Annotated in this window: 10 protein-coding genes; 1 reads left to right on the plus strand and 9 read right to left on the minus strand. The window is 62.3% G+C overall.

Going from position 1 to position 15,128, the window contains the following annotated elements; genetic code table 11:
• Positions 1-54: 54 nt before the first annotated feature.
• The 4 genes from OIU19_RS10325 to OIU19_RS10340 form a co-directional block, all read right to left on the minus strand.
• Positions 55-1,719: a NahK/ErcS family hybrid sensor histidine kinase/response regulator gene (locus OIU19_RS10325; protein WP_264234919.1), complete on the minus strand. Its 1,665-nt coding sequence runs from the start codon at positions 1,717-1,719 to the stop codon at positions 55-57.
• Positions 1,703-2,866, minus strand: a complete 1,164-nt coding sequence (gene ercA / locus OIU19_RS10330; protein ID WP_264234920.1) for an alcohol dehydrogenase-like regulatory protein ErcA — start codon at positions 2,864-2,866, stop codon at positions 1,703-1,705. The genes OIU19_RS10325 and ercA overlap by 17 nt, the downstream gene beginning before the upstream one ends.
• 108 nt (positions 2,867-2,974) lie before the next feature.
• Entirely contained in the window at positions 2,975-3,046 is a 72-nt protein-coding gene (gene pqqA, locus OIU19_RS10335; RefSeq protein WP_009394664.1) for a pyrroloquinoline quinone precursor peptide PqqA, read from the minus strand.
• A gap of 104 nt (positions 3,047-3,150) precedes the next feature.
• Positions 3,151-4,671, minus strand: coding sequence for an aldehyde dehydrogenase family protein (locus OIU19_RS10340; protein ID WP_264234921.1), 1,521 nt, complete (start codon positions 4,669-4,671; stop codon positions 3,151-3,153).
• Positions 4,672-4,858: 187 nt separating this feature from the next.
• On the opposite strand from OIU19_RS10340, the gene OIU19_RS10345 reads away from it, so the two are divergent.
• Positions 4,859-9,409, plus strand: coding sequence for a DUF6543 domain-containing protein (locus tag OIU19_RS10345; protein WP_264234922.1), 4,551 nt, complete (start codon positions 4,859-4,861; stop codon positions 9,407-9,409).
• A gap of 88 nt (positions 9,410-9,497) precedes the next feature.
• Here OIU19_RS10345 and OIU19_RS10350 read toward each other — a convergent pair whose 3' ends face one another.
• The 5 genes from OIU19_RS10350 to OIU19_RS10370 are packed head-to-tail and all read right to left on the minus strand — an operon-like array spanning position 9,498 to position 15,054.
• The gene (locus tag OIU19_RS10350) at positions 9,498-10,271 is read right to left on the minus strand and encodes an enoyl-CoA hydratase (RefSeq protein ID WP_264234923.1); all 774 of its coding nucleotides are present in this window, start codon (positions 10,269-10,271) and stop codon (positions 9,498-9,500) included.
• Between the two features lie 13 nt (positions 10,272-10,284).
• Positions 10,285-11,412 carry an acyl-CoA dehydrogenase gene (locus OIU19_RS10355; RefSeq protein WP_264234924.1) on the minus strand — a complete coding sequence of 376 codons (1,128 nt, stop codon included), beginning with the start codon at positions 11,410-11,412 and terminating at the stop codon, positions 10,285-10,287.
• A gap of 8 nt (positions 11,413-11,420) precedes the next feature.
• Complete coding sequence (locus tag OIU19_RS10360; protein WP_264234925.1) at positions 11,421-12,614, minus strand: acetyl-CoA C-acyltransferase; 1,194 nt, start codon at positions 12,612-12,614, stop codon at positions 11,421-11,423.
• A gap of 12 nt (positions 12,615-12,626) precedes the next feature.
• Positions 12,627-13,394, minus strand: a complete 768-nt coding sequence (locus OIU19_RS10365) for an SDR family NAD(P)-dependent oxidoreductase (protein ID WP_264234926.1) — start codon at positions 13,392-13,394, stop codon at positions 12,627-12,629.
• 13 nt (positions 13,395-13,407) lie between these two features.
• Positions 13,408-15,054, minus strand: coding sequence for an acyl-CoA synthetase (locus tag OIU19_RS10370; protein WP_264234927.1), 1,647 nt, complete (start codon positions 15,052-15,054; stop codon positions 13,408-13,410).
• Between the last annotated feature and the right edge of the window lie 74 nt (positions 15,055-15,128).

Consider the following 15,128-nt stretch of genomic DNA (forward strand, 5'->3'; position numbering starts at 1 on the left):
CGAAATGACGCGGAATCCGCCCATCGGCCAGATATCTCCTACTTATGGCCAGCCCTACCCTAACAATTGACTCAAGACCGCACGCAATTTGCCCGGTTTGACCGGTTTGTTCAGCAGGGGTGCCTTGAGCCGCTGCATGGCGCGCCGACTTTGCTCGCTGCGATCGGCGGTGATCATCACCGCAGGGATGGCGCAGGCGAAGTGCGACCTCAAGTCGCGGACCACATCGCAGCCGGTCAGGCCATGGTCAAGGTGAAAGTCCGCCAGCACCAGTTCTGGAGGGCGATCCTGCAACACCTGCAACGATTCGTCCAGATCCCCCGCAGTAACCACCTCGCATCCCCACTGGGCGAGCAGCGCAGCCATGCTCTGGCGGATGCTCAACTCATTGTCCAGCACCAGCAGGCGCCGCCCCGGCAGCGGGTCGCCGACACTGGCCTGGGGCAGGGACACGCTGCCCTGGGCGGGCTGCTCATTGGATAACGGCACTTCAATACTGAACACCGAGCCGCGCCCAGGCCATGAACGTACATCGATGCGGCAATCGAGGATCCGCGCTATGCGCTCAACGATCGCCAAGCCCAAACCCACGCCTTTGCGGTCGACAGCACGGCCGACATCGAGCTGGTTGAACTCCAGGAAGATCGATTGCAGCCGGTCCGCAGCGATACCCCGGCCACTGTCCCAGACCTCGATGCGCAGCCGCTCACCGCGCTGGCGCCAGCCCATCAGCACCCGACCGTGCTCGGTATAACGGCAGGCATTGCTCAAGAAGTTACGCAGGATGCGCGTCAGCAGGCGCATATCGGTACGCACCACACGCTGGCCACCCCGCACCCGCAAGGCCAGCCCTGCCGCCTCGGCCACCGACTGGAATTCCGAATCCAGGGGCAGCAGCAGATCGTCCAGGCGGTAGAAGTCCAGGTCAGGCTTGATCGCCGCCTGATCCAGGCGGGAGATGTCGAGCAGGTCGGTGAGCAGGTCTTCGGCGCCTTCCAGCGCCTGGTGGGCCCGCTCGACGAGCACCCCTTCTGCCTGGGCCAAAGGCCGCTCGCGCAGGGTCGAGATCAGCAGCCGGGCAGCGTTGAGCGGTTGCAGCAGGTCATGACTGGCGGCGGCCAGGTACTTGTCCTTGCTCAGGTTGGCCGCTTGCGCAGCGTCGCGGGCCTCGATCAGCTCGTTGGTGCGTTCGGCGACCCGCAGCTCAAGCTGGTCGTTGAGTTGCTGTAAATGGACCTGGGCCTGCTTGCGCTCGGTGATATCTGCGACAAATCCCTCAACCACCCCCACCTCATCCGGACGCAGCAGCAGGTTCATCAACACGTCGATGCTGCTGCCGTCACGCCGGCGCAAGCGGGTCTCATAGCCCAGCAGGGCATGCTCGCGCTGCAGCACCTGGACAATTTCCTGCAATTCATCAGTGCCACGGTCGAATAGCAGGCTGGCCAGGTCGCTGCGCGAGAACAGCAGCGCCTGCGGCTGATCGAAGCCGAGCATGCGCGCCAAGGCAGGATTAGCCGCCCGCATGCCTTGCTCCAGGCTGGCCTGAAAGATCCCATGTACCGCGTGCTCGAACAGCCACTTGTAGCGATTGCGCTCTGCCTCCAACTCTTCCAGACGCACCGCCAGTTCCGGGTAATGGCTCTTGCGCACGGTGTGGTTGGACAACCCCAGCAGCCCAGCCAGGGCGTCGGCGCTGGGCTCAGAGGGCCTCGCCATACACCACCTCGACATCACGCAGGCTGGAGTTGCGCGGGTTGGTGAGGATGCACGGGTCATCCATGGCGTGACGCGACAGAAACGGGATATCGCTGCTACCCACCCCGTGCAAGCCAAGCGTTTCATGGAAGCCCACCGAATGCTTGAGGGCGATCAGATGCTCGACCAAGCGCTTGCGTACCTGCTCATGGTTCAGGCCACGGCAATCGATACCCAAGGTTTCGGCGATCACCTTGAAGCGATCTGGCGCGGCGCTGTAGTTGAACGCCACCACATGCTCGACCAGCACCGCATTGCACAGCCCATGCGGCAGATCGAGAAAGCCGCCCAGGCTATGCGACATCGCATGCACCGCACCGAGGATGGCATTGGAAAACGCCAGGCCCGCCTGCATGCTGCCCAGCATGACTTTTTCGCGCAGGGCGATATCGTCGGGGCTGGCGATCATCTGCACCAGGTTGCCATTGATCAGGCGCATCGCCTCCAGCGCATGCGGGTCGGTCAGCGGCCCGTGACCGGTAGAGACGAATGCCTCGATGGCATGTACCAGGGCATCGATGCCGGTGCAGGCAGACAGAAACGGATCCATGCTCAAGGTGGTTTCGGGGTCGATCAGCGACACATCCGGCACCACCGCCTTGCTGACGATGGAAAACTTCATCCGCTCTTGCTGGTTGGAAATGATCACGAACTGCGAAACATCGGCAGAGGTGCCCGCCGTGGTGGGGATCAGGATCAGCGGCGGGCTCGGCACGCGAATGGTGTCGACCCCTTCGAACTCAAGAATGTGCCGGCCGTGGGCGACCACGATGCCAATACCCTTGGCGCAGTCCATCGGGCTGCCGCCGCCCACGGCGACGATCACATCGCACTGTTCGCTGCGGTAACGCTCGGCGCCGGCCATCACTTCTTCGACCCGGGGATTGGGCGAGACGTCGGTGTACAGGCAGTAGTCGATGCCCTGCCCTTGCAGGCTGGCTTCGATATCGGCGACCCATCCGGCAGCCACCACACCCGGGTCGCTGACCAGCAGCACCTTGCGCGCACCGAACGTGCGGGCGTAGTTGGCGACATGATGCCTGCAACCGGCACCAAAGATGATTTCGGGGGAGACGAACTTGCGCAACTGGCTCAGATTCGGGCTCATGCAACGCCTATTGTTCTTGTCGTAGTGTTCCTGAGCCTAAAGCATCCAGCAGGGTTTGTAATCAAGGTGAGCGCCGGCCGCCGCACACAGCGACCGGCGCCTGGAGGATCAACGGTTGGCGAAGTACATGGTCACTTCGAAACCGATACGCAGATCAGTGAACGCGGGCTTTTTCCACATAGGTTCATCCTCTTCTGGCACCACGAGATTGCGGTGCGTTTATTGATACACCGTTTCCGGTGCACTGCCATTGCTACTTTAGGACCGGTTACTACCCATACCGATCAAAAGAAGCCCAGGGGATTGATGTCGTAACTGACCAGCAGGTTCTTGGTCTGCTGGTAGTGCTCGAGCATCATCTTGTGGGTTTCACGGCCTACGCCGGATTTCTTGTAGCCGCCGAAAGCGGCGTGGGCCGGATACAGATGGTAGCAGTTGGTCCACACTCGGCCAGCCTTGATCCCCCGTCCCATGCGATAGGCGCGGTTGATGTCGCGGGTCCACACCCCGGCCCCGAGGCCAAACTCGGTATCGTTGGCAATCGCCAGCGCCTCGGCCTCATCCTTGAAGGTGGTGATACTGACCACCGGACCGAAGATTTCCTCCTGGAACACGCGCATCTGGTTGTTACCCTTGAGCAGGGTCGGCTGGATGTAATAACCGCTGGCAAGCTCACCCTCAAGTCGCTCGGCCTGGCCGCCAGCCAGCAGTTCAGCGCCCTCCTGCTCGGCAATCTCAAGGTAGGAGAGAATTTTGTCGAACTGCTGCTCGGAGGCCTGGGCGCCGACCATGGTCGCGGTGTCCAGCGGGTTGCCGCGCTTGATCTGTTTGATCTTTTCCAACACCACCTGAATGAATTGCGGATAGATCGACTCCTGCACCAGCGCCCGCGACGGACAGGTACACACCTCGCCCTGGTTGAAGAACGCCAGCACCAGCCCTTCGGCGGCCTTGTCGATGAAGGCAGGTTCGGCTTGCAGGATGTCCTCGAAGAAGATGTTCGGCGACTTGCCGCCCAACTCCACAGTGGAGGGAATGATGTTTTCGGCTGCGCACTTCATGATGTGCGAGCCTACCGGGGTGGAGCCGGTAAAGGCGATCTTGGCGATGCGTTTGCTGGTGGCCAGCGCCTCGCCCGCTTCACGACCGAAGCCATGGACGATGTTGAATACACCGGCAGGCAGCAGATCGCCGACCAGTTCGGCCAGCAGGGTGATCGATTGCGGGGTCTGCTCGGCCGGCTTGAGCACTACGCAGTTACCCGCAGCCAAGGCCGGCGCAAGCTTCCAGGCGGCCATCAGCAGCGGGAAGTTCCACGGGATGATCTGCCCAACCACCCCCAACGGTTCATGGAAGTGATAAGCCACAGTGCCGTCATTGATCTCGGCAGCACCACCTTCCTGGGCGCGGATGCAGCCGGCGAAGTAACGAAAGTGATCGGCCGCCAGCGGCACATCGGCATTGAGCGTCTCGCGAATGGCCTTGCCGTTATCCCAGGTTTCAGTGATCGCCAGCTTTTCAAGGTTGGCCTCGATGCGGTCGGCGATCTTCAGCAAGATCAGCGAGCGCTCCTGCACCGAGGTTCGGCCCCAGGCATCGGCAGCGGCGTGGGCGGCATCCAGCGCACGCTCGATATCAGCGGCGCCGGAACGGGGGAACTCAGCGATCGGCTGGCCATTGACCGGTGATGAATTGGTGAAGTATTCACCGGCAACCGGCGCAACGAACTCACCGCCGATGTAGTTGCCATAGCGCAATCTGAACTGAACGAGGGCACCGGGGGTGCCGGGTGCGGCGTAGATCATGGGAAGAGCCTCGGCTGGACTGGGCCTGTCGCGCTGACAGGCGGTGTCTGGATTCTAGGGACGCCGGCCGCGCCGACGAATCAGCCGATGGGCGCACTTGACTGGTTCCTTGGTATCAACCGGTTAACACCCATCAACTCGGGCTCAAAGGCTTGATGCAGGTCCATCAACAACGGCTGGAACCCTCATGGATCTGCATCAACGCCTTGCCCAATACAGCGCTCTGGAGTGCCAGGTCGCCAAACGCTTCAGTTCTCGTCCGACGCTGCTGGAAGTCGCCACCGGCATGCTTCGCCAGCAGTGGTCTGCGCAGCGGATAAGCAACCGCTATGATCCGCTGTTCATCTACCTGGTCAGCCGCGAATCAGCCGACCTTACCTGGATACGCCCACTGCCCCAGGTGGTAGTGGAGCGTTTCTGTCTGCGCCGCACCCTCAACCTGATTGAGGGTGAAGACAGCCTTTCAATGCGCGAAGATGGTGACCCCAGCGGCAAGGTATACGTCGATCTGCACAAGGTTGAAACGCTGATCAACGCCTGTGCGCCGTTCTTGCTTGATATCTACAAACAGGCCCTGGTCAGCTACTGGAGCCAGTTTGACCGCAGCGGGCAAACGCCCTGGGGCTGGTACGCCAACCATCTGCAAGAGCAACTCAAGCTGGCCATCGATTCAAGCCAGCCAGACAACGCCCAGTCATCCTTCGCCAACAGCCTCGCCCGCCTGGTGCAGCGCTATCCAGACCCCGCCCAACGCAATCTGCGGCCCAATGCCCGAAACCTGAGCGTGTCGAACCTGCAACTGGACTTCGCGAAAGCTGGTTTCATAGATGTGGACATGGCCAGCGCCGTGCTGATCGAACACCCTGGCCAAAGCCCAGAACGTAACGTTCACCTGCTGTACACCTTGGGGGGAATCCTCTACCCATTCGCTTCGCGCCAAGCACTGCTCAGCGCCATATCCAGGCAATGGCCTGCGCAAGCGGCAGACCTGCCACGCCACGTATCTATCGAACCGTCGCTGGGACAGGTGTTCGAGGTCCAGGCCAGCACCCTGTTCAATCAGCAACTCAACCTGATCGATCAACTAGCTCCGCGCTATCGCACTCGCCAGGACGCCCTCACCCTTGCGCTGGACCTTGATCGGCTGACGGCCATGCTCGACCTGTGTAGCGCCAGTGAAGCCGAACAACGGCAAAGCTTGATCAGCCAACTGCCGGACTGGTTGCGCGACGCCCAGGCCCAACCGTTGATACGCTATAGCACCCTGCTGTTGAACGTGGCACAGGCTTACAAGGATGCCAACGGCCAGTTCTGGCTCGACGACGTCGCCACTGCCGAACAATTCGCCAACCAGGCGTTGGCGGCGCGCTTTGCCCTTGATCACCCTGGCCAGCCGCTGGATCCCATGCAGGTGCGGGTCATCAATCACCAGGCCGTTGCCGCCGCCAGCCCCGCACAGGGTGCGCCATTCGTCGCAGGAGAAGTGCGCAGCGTAGAGCTTTCCCTGGCCCAGTTGGCCATCGGCAATCTGGGCTTGCTCAAGCCCGGTCGGGTCGAGCTACTGTCCAGCACCGACCAGGCACTGCCGAGCTGGATGAACGAAGCCTATGTACGCACCCTCATCACCCAGCTCGACATCGCAACCCGCTACCCGCAGATGCTCACCGCGAAGTTGCTCGATGACCCGTCCCAGCGCCAACACCGCCAACGCCTGCTAGCCAATCAACTGCGCTCACAGTTGCCAACCCTGGCCTTGGAATTGCACCTGCGCGGCGAGGACATCGGGGTCGATGCCGCAGACCACATCGCCCAGGTCTTCAGCCCAGTGCCGGTCGAGGAGGCGCTACGCTGGGTACTCAGGCCGCTCGCCTTCATCAAGTCGCCAGGGGCAGCCCCCGATCATCCGCTCAATACCTGGTTGATCGAACCCCTGCGCCCCGGCCATACACCTTGCCTGCTGTATCGCCCGCTGCATCGGCAATCGCTGTTGGCGTTTAGCGACCGTATGGCCTTGTTCGTGGCCATCAGCACCCCCGGCCCACTGCAAGATGACCTGTTGCAGCGGCTGCCGGCCGTTGATCGCAAGGTATACGCCCATGGCGGGTTCGTTGAACCGCACCTGTTCTACCCACTGGATGACACCAGCGCCATACCCTTCGGCGCCCCGCCCCCGGTGGAGCTGGCCACCGACGCCCCCGCAAGTGACCCGGCTCAGGCCTTGTATCAAGGCTGTGTCGAGGAATCCATCCAGCGTTTTCGCGAACACTCCGCTACCAGTGCCCAGACGCGCTGGAACAGTTGGAAAGAGCTCAGTTGGCTGCTATTCAACACCTTGCTGCCACTGGCCGGTGAAACCCTGGGCAGGGTAGCCTGGCTGGCTCAGATGGAAGTGGCCCTGGCCGAGTACGTTGACCTCGAGCCGCAAACCGCCCCTGGCGAGCAGCGCCTGGCATTGGTCAATCTGCTGCTCAATGTCGCGATGCTATTGTTTTCCCATTCGATGTTCCGCATGCGTCTGGAGCTGGATGAACCTGCTCAGCCGGTCGAGGTCCAGCCCCTGCAACCCGATCAGCCGCTTGCCCAGGAACAGCCCTCGACGCTGCCTGCCATGTTGGATTTGCGCTGGGCACAGGCGCAACCTGCGCTGTCAGCCACCCAACGCTCGGCGCTGGCGAAGTTGCAGTCGACACTCAGCTACCATGAACTGGGCAGCGCCATCCCCCATGGCCCTCTATGGGGCCTCTACCTGCATCAGGACAGCCTCTGGGCGGTCGTGGAAGGCAAGGTCTACCCGGTTATGCTCGATCCTCAACAGAACCAGGTACGCATCGCCGCGCAGACACCTGAACAGACCTATGGCCCCTGGTTGAGGCGCGACGAATCCGGGCGCTGGCAGTTGGATCTGAGCTTGCGCCTGCGCGGCGGCATGCCATTGGACGAACGACTGCGCCAACGTCAACAGCGGCTGGCCGAGCAGTGCAAGCCACTCGATGTCCAGCTCGATGAAGAAATGGCTGCCAGTAAACTGTGGGAACAAAAGCTCAAGGTCGTCACCAACCTGGCCAATAGCACCAGCGAACAGAGCGTACTCAATAGCTGCCTGATCTCCGCCAGGACAGTTTCGTCAGCCTGGTCCGAACATGTGCATCACGCCGACGCCCGTAATGCCATTATGCCGTTGGCCGATTATGCGACCGTGCGCGCCCACGGCCTGCACCAAGACAGCCTGTGCTTGCAACTGATCGAGCTGATTTTGCGCAAGCTGTGGAAGCCCAAGCGCGAGCAGCTATTGGCACTGGCCCGGCGCCAGGGAACCGGAGCTGTGCTCAGCCCTGCCGAGCTGGCCAACGCAACCGACCGGCTCAACGAAATGGCGCCGTTGCTCGAGCAAAGGATCAGCAACATCGATGCGCTCAAAGCGCGCCAATTGGAGCTGGGCAAGATGGCCAGCCGCACGCGCTCCGATATTGCCCATGCACATCGCCAGGCATGCTGGGTCGATGCCGGGCCCGAGAAAGCCCTGATACTGCGCTTCATGAAACTGGAATCATTGGTCAACCGAATGATTCTGGTGCATGGCGTGACTGACGACGCCGCCGCTTTCTGGCTGGAGCGCTGCTGGACCAACATCCAACTGGGCATCGGCCAGCGCATCAAGCTGTTCGAACACGATGACCTGAGCGAAGAGGTGCAGGTTCGCCTGCTACGCAGCATCCATGAGCAATTCAACGCCGCCAAGCGCCAGTTGGGCAACCTCATGCCACTGTACGAGCAAACGCCCGCGGCGTTAGAGACCCTGACGCGGTTGGATCAGGCGCTGGACTCCGTCATCGGCAGGGTGACCCAAGACCTGGGCGAACTGCCCAACTATCCTCCAGTCAAGACCCTCGCCCAGCTGCGACGCAATTTGCCCGGGCTGATCGAGACCAGCGAGCATGGTCTGCTTCTGGGAGAGCCGAGCGCCAATGACAGTAACATCGTGCAAATTGCCGGCCCCGACGGGCAGAGTCCGGCGCAAACCTACCGTCTCGATCAAGGCGCCTGGCGTGAGGTTGCAGCGACGGCAGCAGCGCCTTCGCGCAACCGCCAAGCGCTGGCGCAGCTGCTTGGCGAGAGCACCCGCTTGATGGATCGTGCCCGTGCAGAGGTACAAAGGCTTGGCGCCTACAGCGCTAGTAGCTACTTACCGATCGAGCTCGAAGAGTTAGTCCATCATCAGCGCGACAAACTGCGGGCTCAGGTTAGCGCCATCGAACAGCGCCTGACCGAGCACAATCAGGTCGATGAAGCTGGCGACGGTGAGAGTGCAGCCCAGATGATCCAGGCGCTCGACACCCTTGCCAGGCACTTCGATGAGCAAGCCATCACCCTGCGAACTCGCGCCGCGCTTGCCCAGCGCCCTCGCATGGCCGAAGTGCAGTATCTGATCGACAACCATCAGGTGACCGTCAGCCCCATCGGGACACGCACTCGCCTGGCCAAGGTCAAAGGCAGGCCAGACGACTACCTCGATGAGTACGCCATCAATTACCAGGGGCGCCCGCTGTGGTTCGCGCATTTTCACTATGCTGCCAACAACACCGCCAGAGCACAGTTCACCGTAGGTCATCTGAAAACAGCGGCGCAGCGCCATAGCGCCGGCCAGCAGGCCAACGACCCCGTGACCGGCAGGCCGGTTGCGGTGTATCGCGCGCCAATAACCGCAGCTGCCGCGCAGCGTTACTTCTTTTCGACTTGAACCTTGACCGGATCCGGCTACGGCCAGTCCTCGCCCGGCCCCCCGACCAGGAGACGGGGGCGCTGGCCGACCGTGCGTGTGCGCGACATCAGCGATCTTTAAACTGCGCCTCGCGCTTGGCAACGAAGGCCGCCATGCCTTCCTTCTGGTCTTCGGTGGCAAAGGCTGCATGGAACACCCGGCGCTCGAAGCGCACACCCTCGCTCAGGGTCACTTCGAAGGCGCGATTGACGCTTTCCTTGACCATCATGCTGACCGGGATCGATTTGCTGGCGATGGTCGCGGCCACCTTCAAGGCTTCCTCCAGCAGTTCTGCCTGCGGTACCACACGTGCTACCAGGCCAGCGCGCTCGGCCTCTTCGGCGCCCATCAGGCGACCCGTCAGGCACAACTCCATGGCCTTGGCCTTGCCCACCGCACGGGTCAGGCGCTGGGTGCCGCCCATACCCGGCAATACGCCAAGATTGACTTCCGGCTGACCGAACTTGGCGTTGTCAGCGGCCAGGATGAAATCGCACATCATCGCCAGTTCGCAGCCGCCGCCCAAGGCAAAGCCAGACACCGCAGCGATGATCGGCTTGCGCCGATTGGCGATGCGGTCGGCGTCGCTGAACAGGTCATCGACGTAGATCTGCGGGTAAGTCAGATCGGCCATTTCCTTGATGTCGGCGCCAGCGGCGAACGCCTTGGCCGAGCCCGTCAGCACCACACAGCCGATGTTCGGATCCTTCTCCAACTGGTCCAGCGCCTGGTTGATCTCACTGACGATCTGCGCGTTCAGTGCATTCAACGCCTGCGGCCGGTTGAGGGTAATCAGGCCGACTTTGCCACGGATGTCCAACAGGATGGTTTCAAAAGACATGCAGGCTGCTCCTTCAAAGATTGCGCGCAATGACCATGCGCTGAATGTCGCTGGTGCCTTCGTAGATCTGGCAAACCCGCACATCGCGGTAGATGCGCTCCAGCGGGAAGTCGCTCAGATAGCCATAACCGCCCAGGGTCTGCAAGGCATCCGAACAGACCTTTTCGGCCATTTCCGAGGCAAACAGCTTAGCCATCGAGGCTTCTACCAGCGCTGGGCGCCCCGCGTCGCGCAAGGCCGCAGCGTGCAGCACCATCTGCCGGGCGACAGCAATGCGCGTGGCCATGTCGGCCAGGCGGAAGGCCACCGCCTGGTGCTCGATCAATTTTTTGCCAAAGCTCTGGCGCTCGTTGGCGTAATCACGCGCCACCTCGAATGCGGCGCGAGCCATGCCGACCGATTGCGAGGCGATACCGATGCGCCCGCCCTCAAGGTTGGCCAGGGCGATCTTGTAGCCCTCCCCCTCCTCGCCCAGGCGATTGGCCAACGGCACGCGCACATCATCGAAGACGATCTGGCAGGTATCGGAGGCGTGCTGGCCAAGTTTGTCCTCGACCCGCGCCACCTGATAACCGGGTGAATCGGTGGGCACGATGAATGCGCTGATGCCACGCTTGCCCGCCTCAGGATCGGTAACGGCGAAGACGATCACTATTCCGGCGTTCTGCCCGGAGGTGATGAACTGCTTGCTGCCGTTGAGCACGTAGTGCTCGCCATCGCGCCGCGCCCGCGTCTTCAGGCTGCTGGCGTCGGAGCCGGCCTGCGGCTCGGTGAGGGCGAATGCACCGAGCATCGCGCCACTGGCCAGCGGCGCGAGGAACTGCTGCTTTTGCTGCTCTGTGCCAAATTTGAGAATCGGCACGCAGCCCACCGAGTTGTGCACACTCATGATGGTCGAGCAGGCGCCGTCGCCCGCAGCGATCTCTTCCAGGGCCATGGCGTAGGCCACATAACCGGTATCGCTGCCACCATATTGCTCAGGCACCAGCATGCCAAACAGACCCAACCCGGCCATCTCGTCAATCGCCTCGCGGGGAAAGCGATGTTCCTTGTCCCATTGTTCGGCGAAAGGCTTCAGCCGCTCCTGGGCAAAATCACGCACCGCATCGGCAATCTGTTGTTGTTCGTCAGTGACCAGCATGTTTCACCTCAATACAGGCATTCGACCGCGATGGCGGTCGCTTCACCGCCGCCGATGCAGATCGCCGCGACACCACGGCGCAGATTGTTCTGGCGCAACGCCGACAGCAGGGTGACCAGGATACGCGCACCAGACGCGCCAATCGGGTGGCCCAGGGCGCAGGCGCCGCCATGGATGTTGACCTTGGCGTGCGGCAGGTCCAGGTGCTTCATGGCCGCCAGGGTGACCACGGCGAAGGCTTCGTTGATCTCGAACAGATCGACCTCGGACAGGGCCCAGCCGGTACGCTTGATCAGCTTGTCGATGGCGCCGATTGGCGCGGTGGGGAACAGCGCCGGGGTGTCGGCAAAGGCCGCATGGCCATGGATCACCGCCAGCGGCTTGAGGCCACGTTGTTCAGCTTGAGAGCGACGCATCAGCACCAATGCTGCGGCGCCATCGGAAATCGAACTGGAGTTGGCCGCAGTGACCGTACCGCCTTCGCGGAACGCCGGACGCAGTTGCGCGATTTTGTCCAGGCGCGCCTTGGGCGGCTGCTCGTCATCACTGACCAAACGTTTTTCCTTGCCCTCGGTGACCTCCACCGGAACGATCTCAGCGGTAAAGCGACCGTTCTTGATCGCCTGTTGAGCGCGGGTCAGCGACTCGATGGCGAAGGCATCCTGCGCTTGCCGGCTGAACCCACCACTTTGCGCGCAATCCTCGGCGAAGGTGCCCATCAGCCGGCCTTTGTCGTAGGCGTCTTCCAGGCCATCCAGGAACATGTGGTCGATGATCTTGCCGTGCCCCATGCGATAGCCACCGCGGGCCTTGTCCAGCAGGTACGGGGCATTGCTCATGCTTTCCATGCCGCCAGCGACCACCACCTCGGCGCTGCCTGCCAGCAGCAGGTCATGGGCCATCATCGCCGCCTGCATGCCTGAGCCGCACATCTTGTTCAAGGTGGTGCAAGTAGTGCCTTTATCCAGGCCTGCGCCCAGTGCCGCCTGGCGCGCCGGCGCCTGGCCGAGGCCTGCCGGCAGCACGCAACCGAACAACACCTGCTCGACGCTGGCGGCATCGATGCCTGCGCGCTCGACAGCGGCCCGAATCGCCGCAGCACCCAGCTGTGGCGCGCTCAGGCTTTTCAGATCGCCCTGCAGGCCGCCCATGGGCGTGCGCACAGCACTGACGATAACAATCGGATCGTTGGCGAGGGTCATGAGCAATTCTCCTTACTTGGCAGCCATGCGCAGGGCACCGTCGAGGCGGATCACCTCGCCGTTGAGCATGCTGTTTTCAATGATGTGGCGAGCTAGCGCTGCGTATTCGTCAGCTCGACCCAGGCGCGGCGGGAACGGCACCCCGGCGGCCAGCGAGTCGCGTACTTCCTGGGTCATGCCGGCCATCATCGGGGTTTCGAAGATGCCCGGGGCGATGGTCATCACGCGGATGCCAAAGCGCGCCAACTCGCGCGCCGCTGGCAGGGTCAGGCTGGCGATGGCGCCCTTGGAGGCGGCGTAGGCGGCCTGGCCGATCTGGCCGTCGTAGGCGGCAATCGAAGCGGTGTTGATGATCACCCCGCGCTCGCCATCTTCACCCGCCTTGCCCTCGGCCATGGCCGCAGCGGCCAGGCGCAGCAGGTTAAAACTGCCGATCAGGTTGACGTTGATCACCTTGGCGAAGCTGTCCAGGCCATGCGGCCCGTGCTTGCCGAGAACCTTTTCAGCGCCGACGATACCGGCGCAGTTGATCAGCCCGTGGAGGCTGCCAAAGGCGCTGACGGCAGCGTCCACCGCAGCCTTGGCGGCCTGTTCGTCGCTGATGTCGGCGACCGCGTAGCGCGCCTGCTCACCCAGCGCCTGGGCCTTGGCCGCTACCGCTTCGGCGTTGAGATCGACCAGCATTACCTTGGCGCCGGCTTCGATCAGCATCTGTGCGGTCGCCGCGCCCAGCCCGGAAGCTGCGCCGCTGACGATGAAGTGTTTGTTGGCAATGTGCATGATGAGGTTTCCTTCAGGCGCTGGCGGTTGCTGCCAGGGCTGCTTGTTGTTTGGCGATTTCCTGGTTGCGCAGGATGAAGCGTTGCAGCTTTCCACTCGGGGTCTTGGGCAGCTCGCTGACGAATTCGATTTCACGCGGGTAGGCATGGGCATACAAGCGCTGGCGTACGTGCTGGCGCAGGGTCTCTTCCAGTTCAGGGCTACCCTGCACGCCGCTGGCCAGCACCACGAAAGCCTTGATCAGCTCGGTGCGCTCCGGGTCGGGCTTACCAACCACTGCGGCCTCGACCACTGCCGGGTGTTCGATCAGCGCGCTTTCGACATCGAACGGACCAACCCGATAACCGGACGTGGTAATGACATCGTCACTGCGCCCGACGAAGCTGATACTGCCGTCAGTATTGAGCTCGACCGTGTCGCCACTGAGGTAGTACTTACCGACGAAACTTTTGGTCGGCAAGCCGTGGTAGCCACCGAACCAGCACAACGGCGATTGCTCGCGGTCCACCGCAAGGATGCCGGGGACACCGGCAGGCAGTTCGTTGTTGTGCTCATCGAGCACGACGATGCGATGGCCGGGAATGGCAAAACCTGCCGAGCCCAGGTGCACCGGATGGGCCAGGCCATGGTGGTTGCATAGGACCATACCCAGTTCGGTCTGCCCGTAGTGATCGTGAATGGTCACGTCGAGCTCATCGGCAAACCAGCGGATAACCTCGGGGTTGAGCGGCTCGCCAGCACTGCTGACCACCCGCAGACGCCCCTTGATCGGCGCGGAGAACTCGCGCCCAGCGGCGATCAGCAAGCGATAGGCGGTGGGCGAACCTGCCAGGTTGGTGATGCCAAGCTTGTTGATGATCCGCGCACAGCTCTCGACGCTGAACGGCCCATCATAGAAGGTGGTGGCGTGGCCCAGCGCCAGCGGCCCGGTGACCGCGTAATACAGGCCATAAGCCCAGCCTGGGTCGGCCAGGTTCCAGAAGTTATCCTCAGGGCGCAGCTCGATGGCGTCGCGCATGTAGCCCTGGAAGGCAACGATGGCGCGCAGCGGCACCTCCAGCGGCTTGGCCGGGCCGGTGGTGCCGGAAGTGAACATCAACAGAAACGGATCATCGCCACGACGCAGCACCGGCGCGCATTCAGGCTCGGCCGACGCCAGCAGTTGCTGGAAATCAGCATCGCCGGCACGCGCATTGACGCTGATGATCGAAGGGCAGTCAGCCACCTCATCGAGTTTGGCCCGGTTGTTGGCATCGGTGATGACCACCTTGGCCTGCGACTGCTCCAGTCGGTGCTCGATCGCCTTTGGCCCGAAAGCGGTGAATAGCGGCTGATAGACCGCGCCCAGGCGCCAGGTGGCCAGAATCGTGATCAGCAGCTCAGGGGTGCGTGGCATCAGCCCTGCGACCCGGTCACCGGCAATGACGCCCTTGGCCTTGAGCACGTTGGCAAAACGCGCAGCCTGCGCCTGCAGTTGCTCGAAACTAAAGCGCTGGCCATTGCCATCACGATCTTCGTAGATGAGGGCAAGGGAGTTGCTGCCGGTGTGTCGATCACAGCATTCGACACAGGCATTGAGGGCGTTCAGATTGCCGTGCAAGGCCGCCTCTGCGGCTTTGGCGTGTTCGAACGAACGGACGGCCTCGGCGTAATCGCGCATCGTCAGACTCCTGGTTTCTTATTGTTGGAGTAGCACAATCGGTTTGACGATGTTGTCGCCGCACGCCGTTCGCG

It is taken from the genome of Pseudomonas sp. BT-42-2, assembly GCF_025847435.2.
Classification (GTDB): Bacteria; Pseudomonadota; Gammaproteobacteria; order Pseudomonadales; family Pseudomonadaceae; genus Aquipseudomonas; species Aquipseudomonas urmiensis.

Bases quoted from the DNA above. Each gene is read 5' to 3' on its own strand.
- OIU19_RS10345 (WP_264234922.1), top strand. From the start codon at position 4,859: ATGGATCTGCATCAACGCCTTGCCCAATACAGCGCTCTGGAGTGCCAG.
- OIU19_RS10360 (WP_264234925.1), bottom strand. From the start codon at position 12,614: ATGACCCTCGCCAACGATCCGATTGTTATCGTCAGTGCTGTGCGCACG.
- OIU19_RS10340 (WP_264234921.1), bottom strand. From the start codon at position 4,671: ATGATCTACGCCGCACCCGGCACCCCCGGTGCCCTCGTTCAGTTCAGA.
- OIU19_RS10365 (WP_264234926.1), bottom strand. From the start codon at position 13,394: ATGCACATTGCCAACAAACACTTCATCGTCAGCGGCGCAGCTTCCGGG.
- ercA (WP_264234920.1), bottom strand. From the start codon at position 2,866: ATGAGCCCGAATCTGAGCCAGTTGCGCAAGTTCGTCTCCCCCGAAATC.
- OIU19_RS10350 (WP_264234923.1), bottom strand. From the start codon at position 10,271: ATGTCTTTTGAAACCATCCTGTTGGACATCCGTGGCAAAGTCGGCCTG.
- OIU19_RS10355 (WP_264234924.1), bottom strand. From the start codon at position 11,412: ATGCTGGTCACTGACGAACAACAACAGATTGCCGATGCGGTGCGTGAT.
- OIU19_RS10325 (WP_264234919.1), bottom strand. From the start codon at position 1,719: ATGGCGAGGCCCTCTGAGCCCAGCGCCGACGCCCTGGCTGGGCTGCTG.
- OIU19_RS10370 (WP_264234927.1), bottom strand. From the start codon at position 15,054: ATGCGCGATTACGCCGAGGCCGTCCGTTCGTTCGAACACGCCAAAGCC.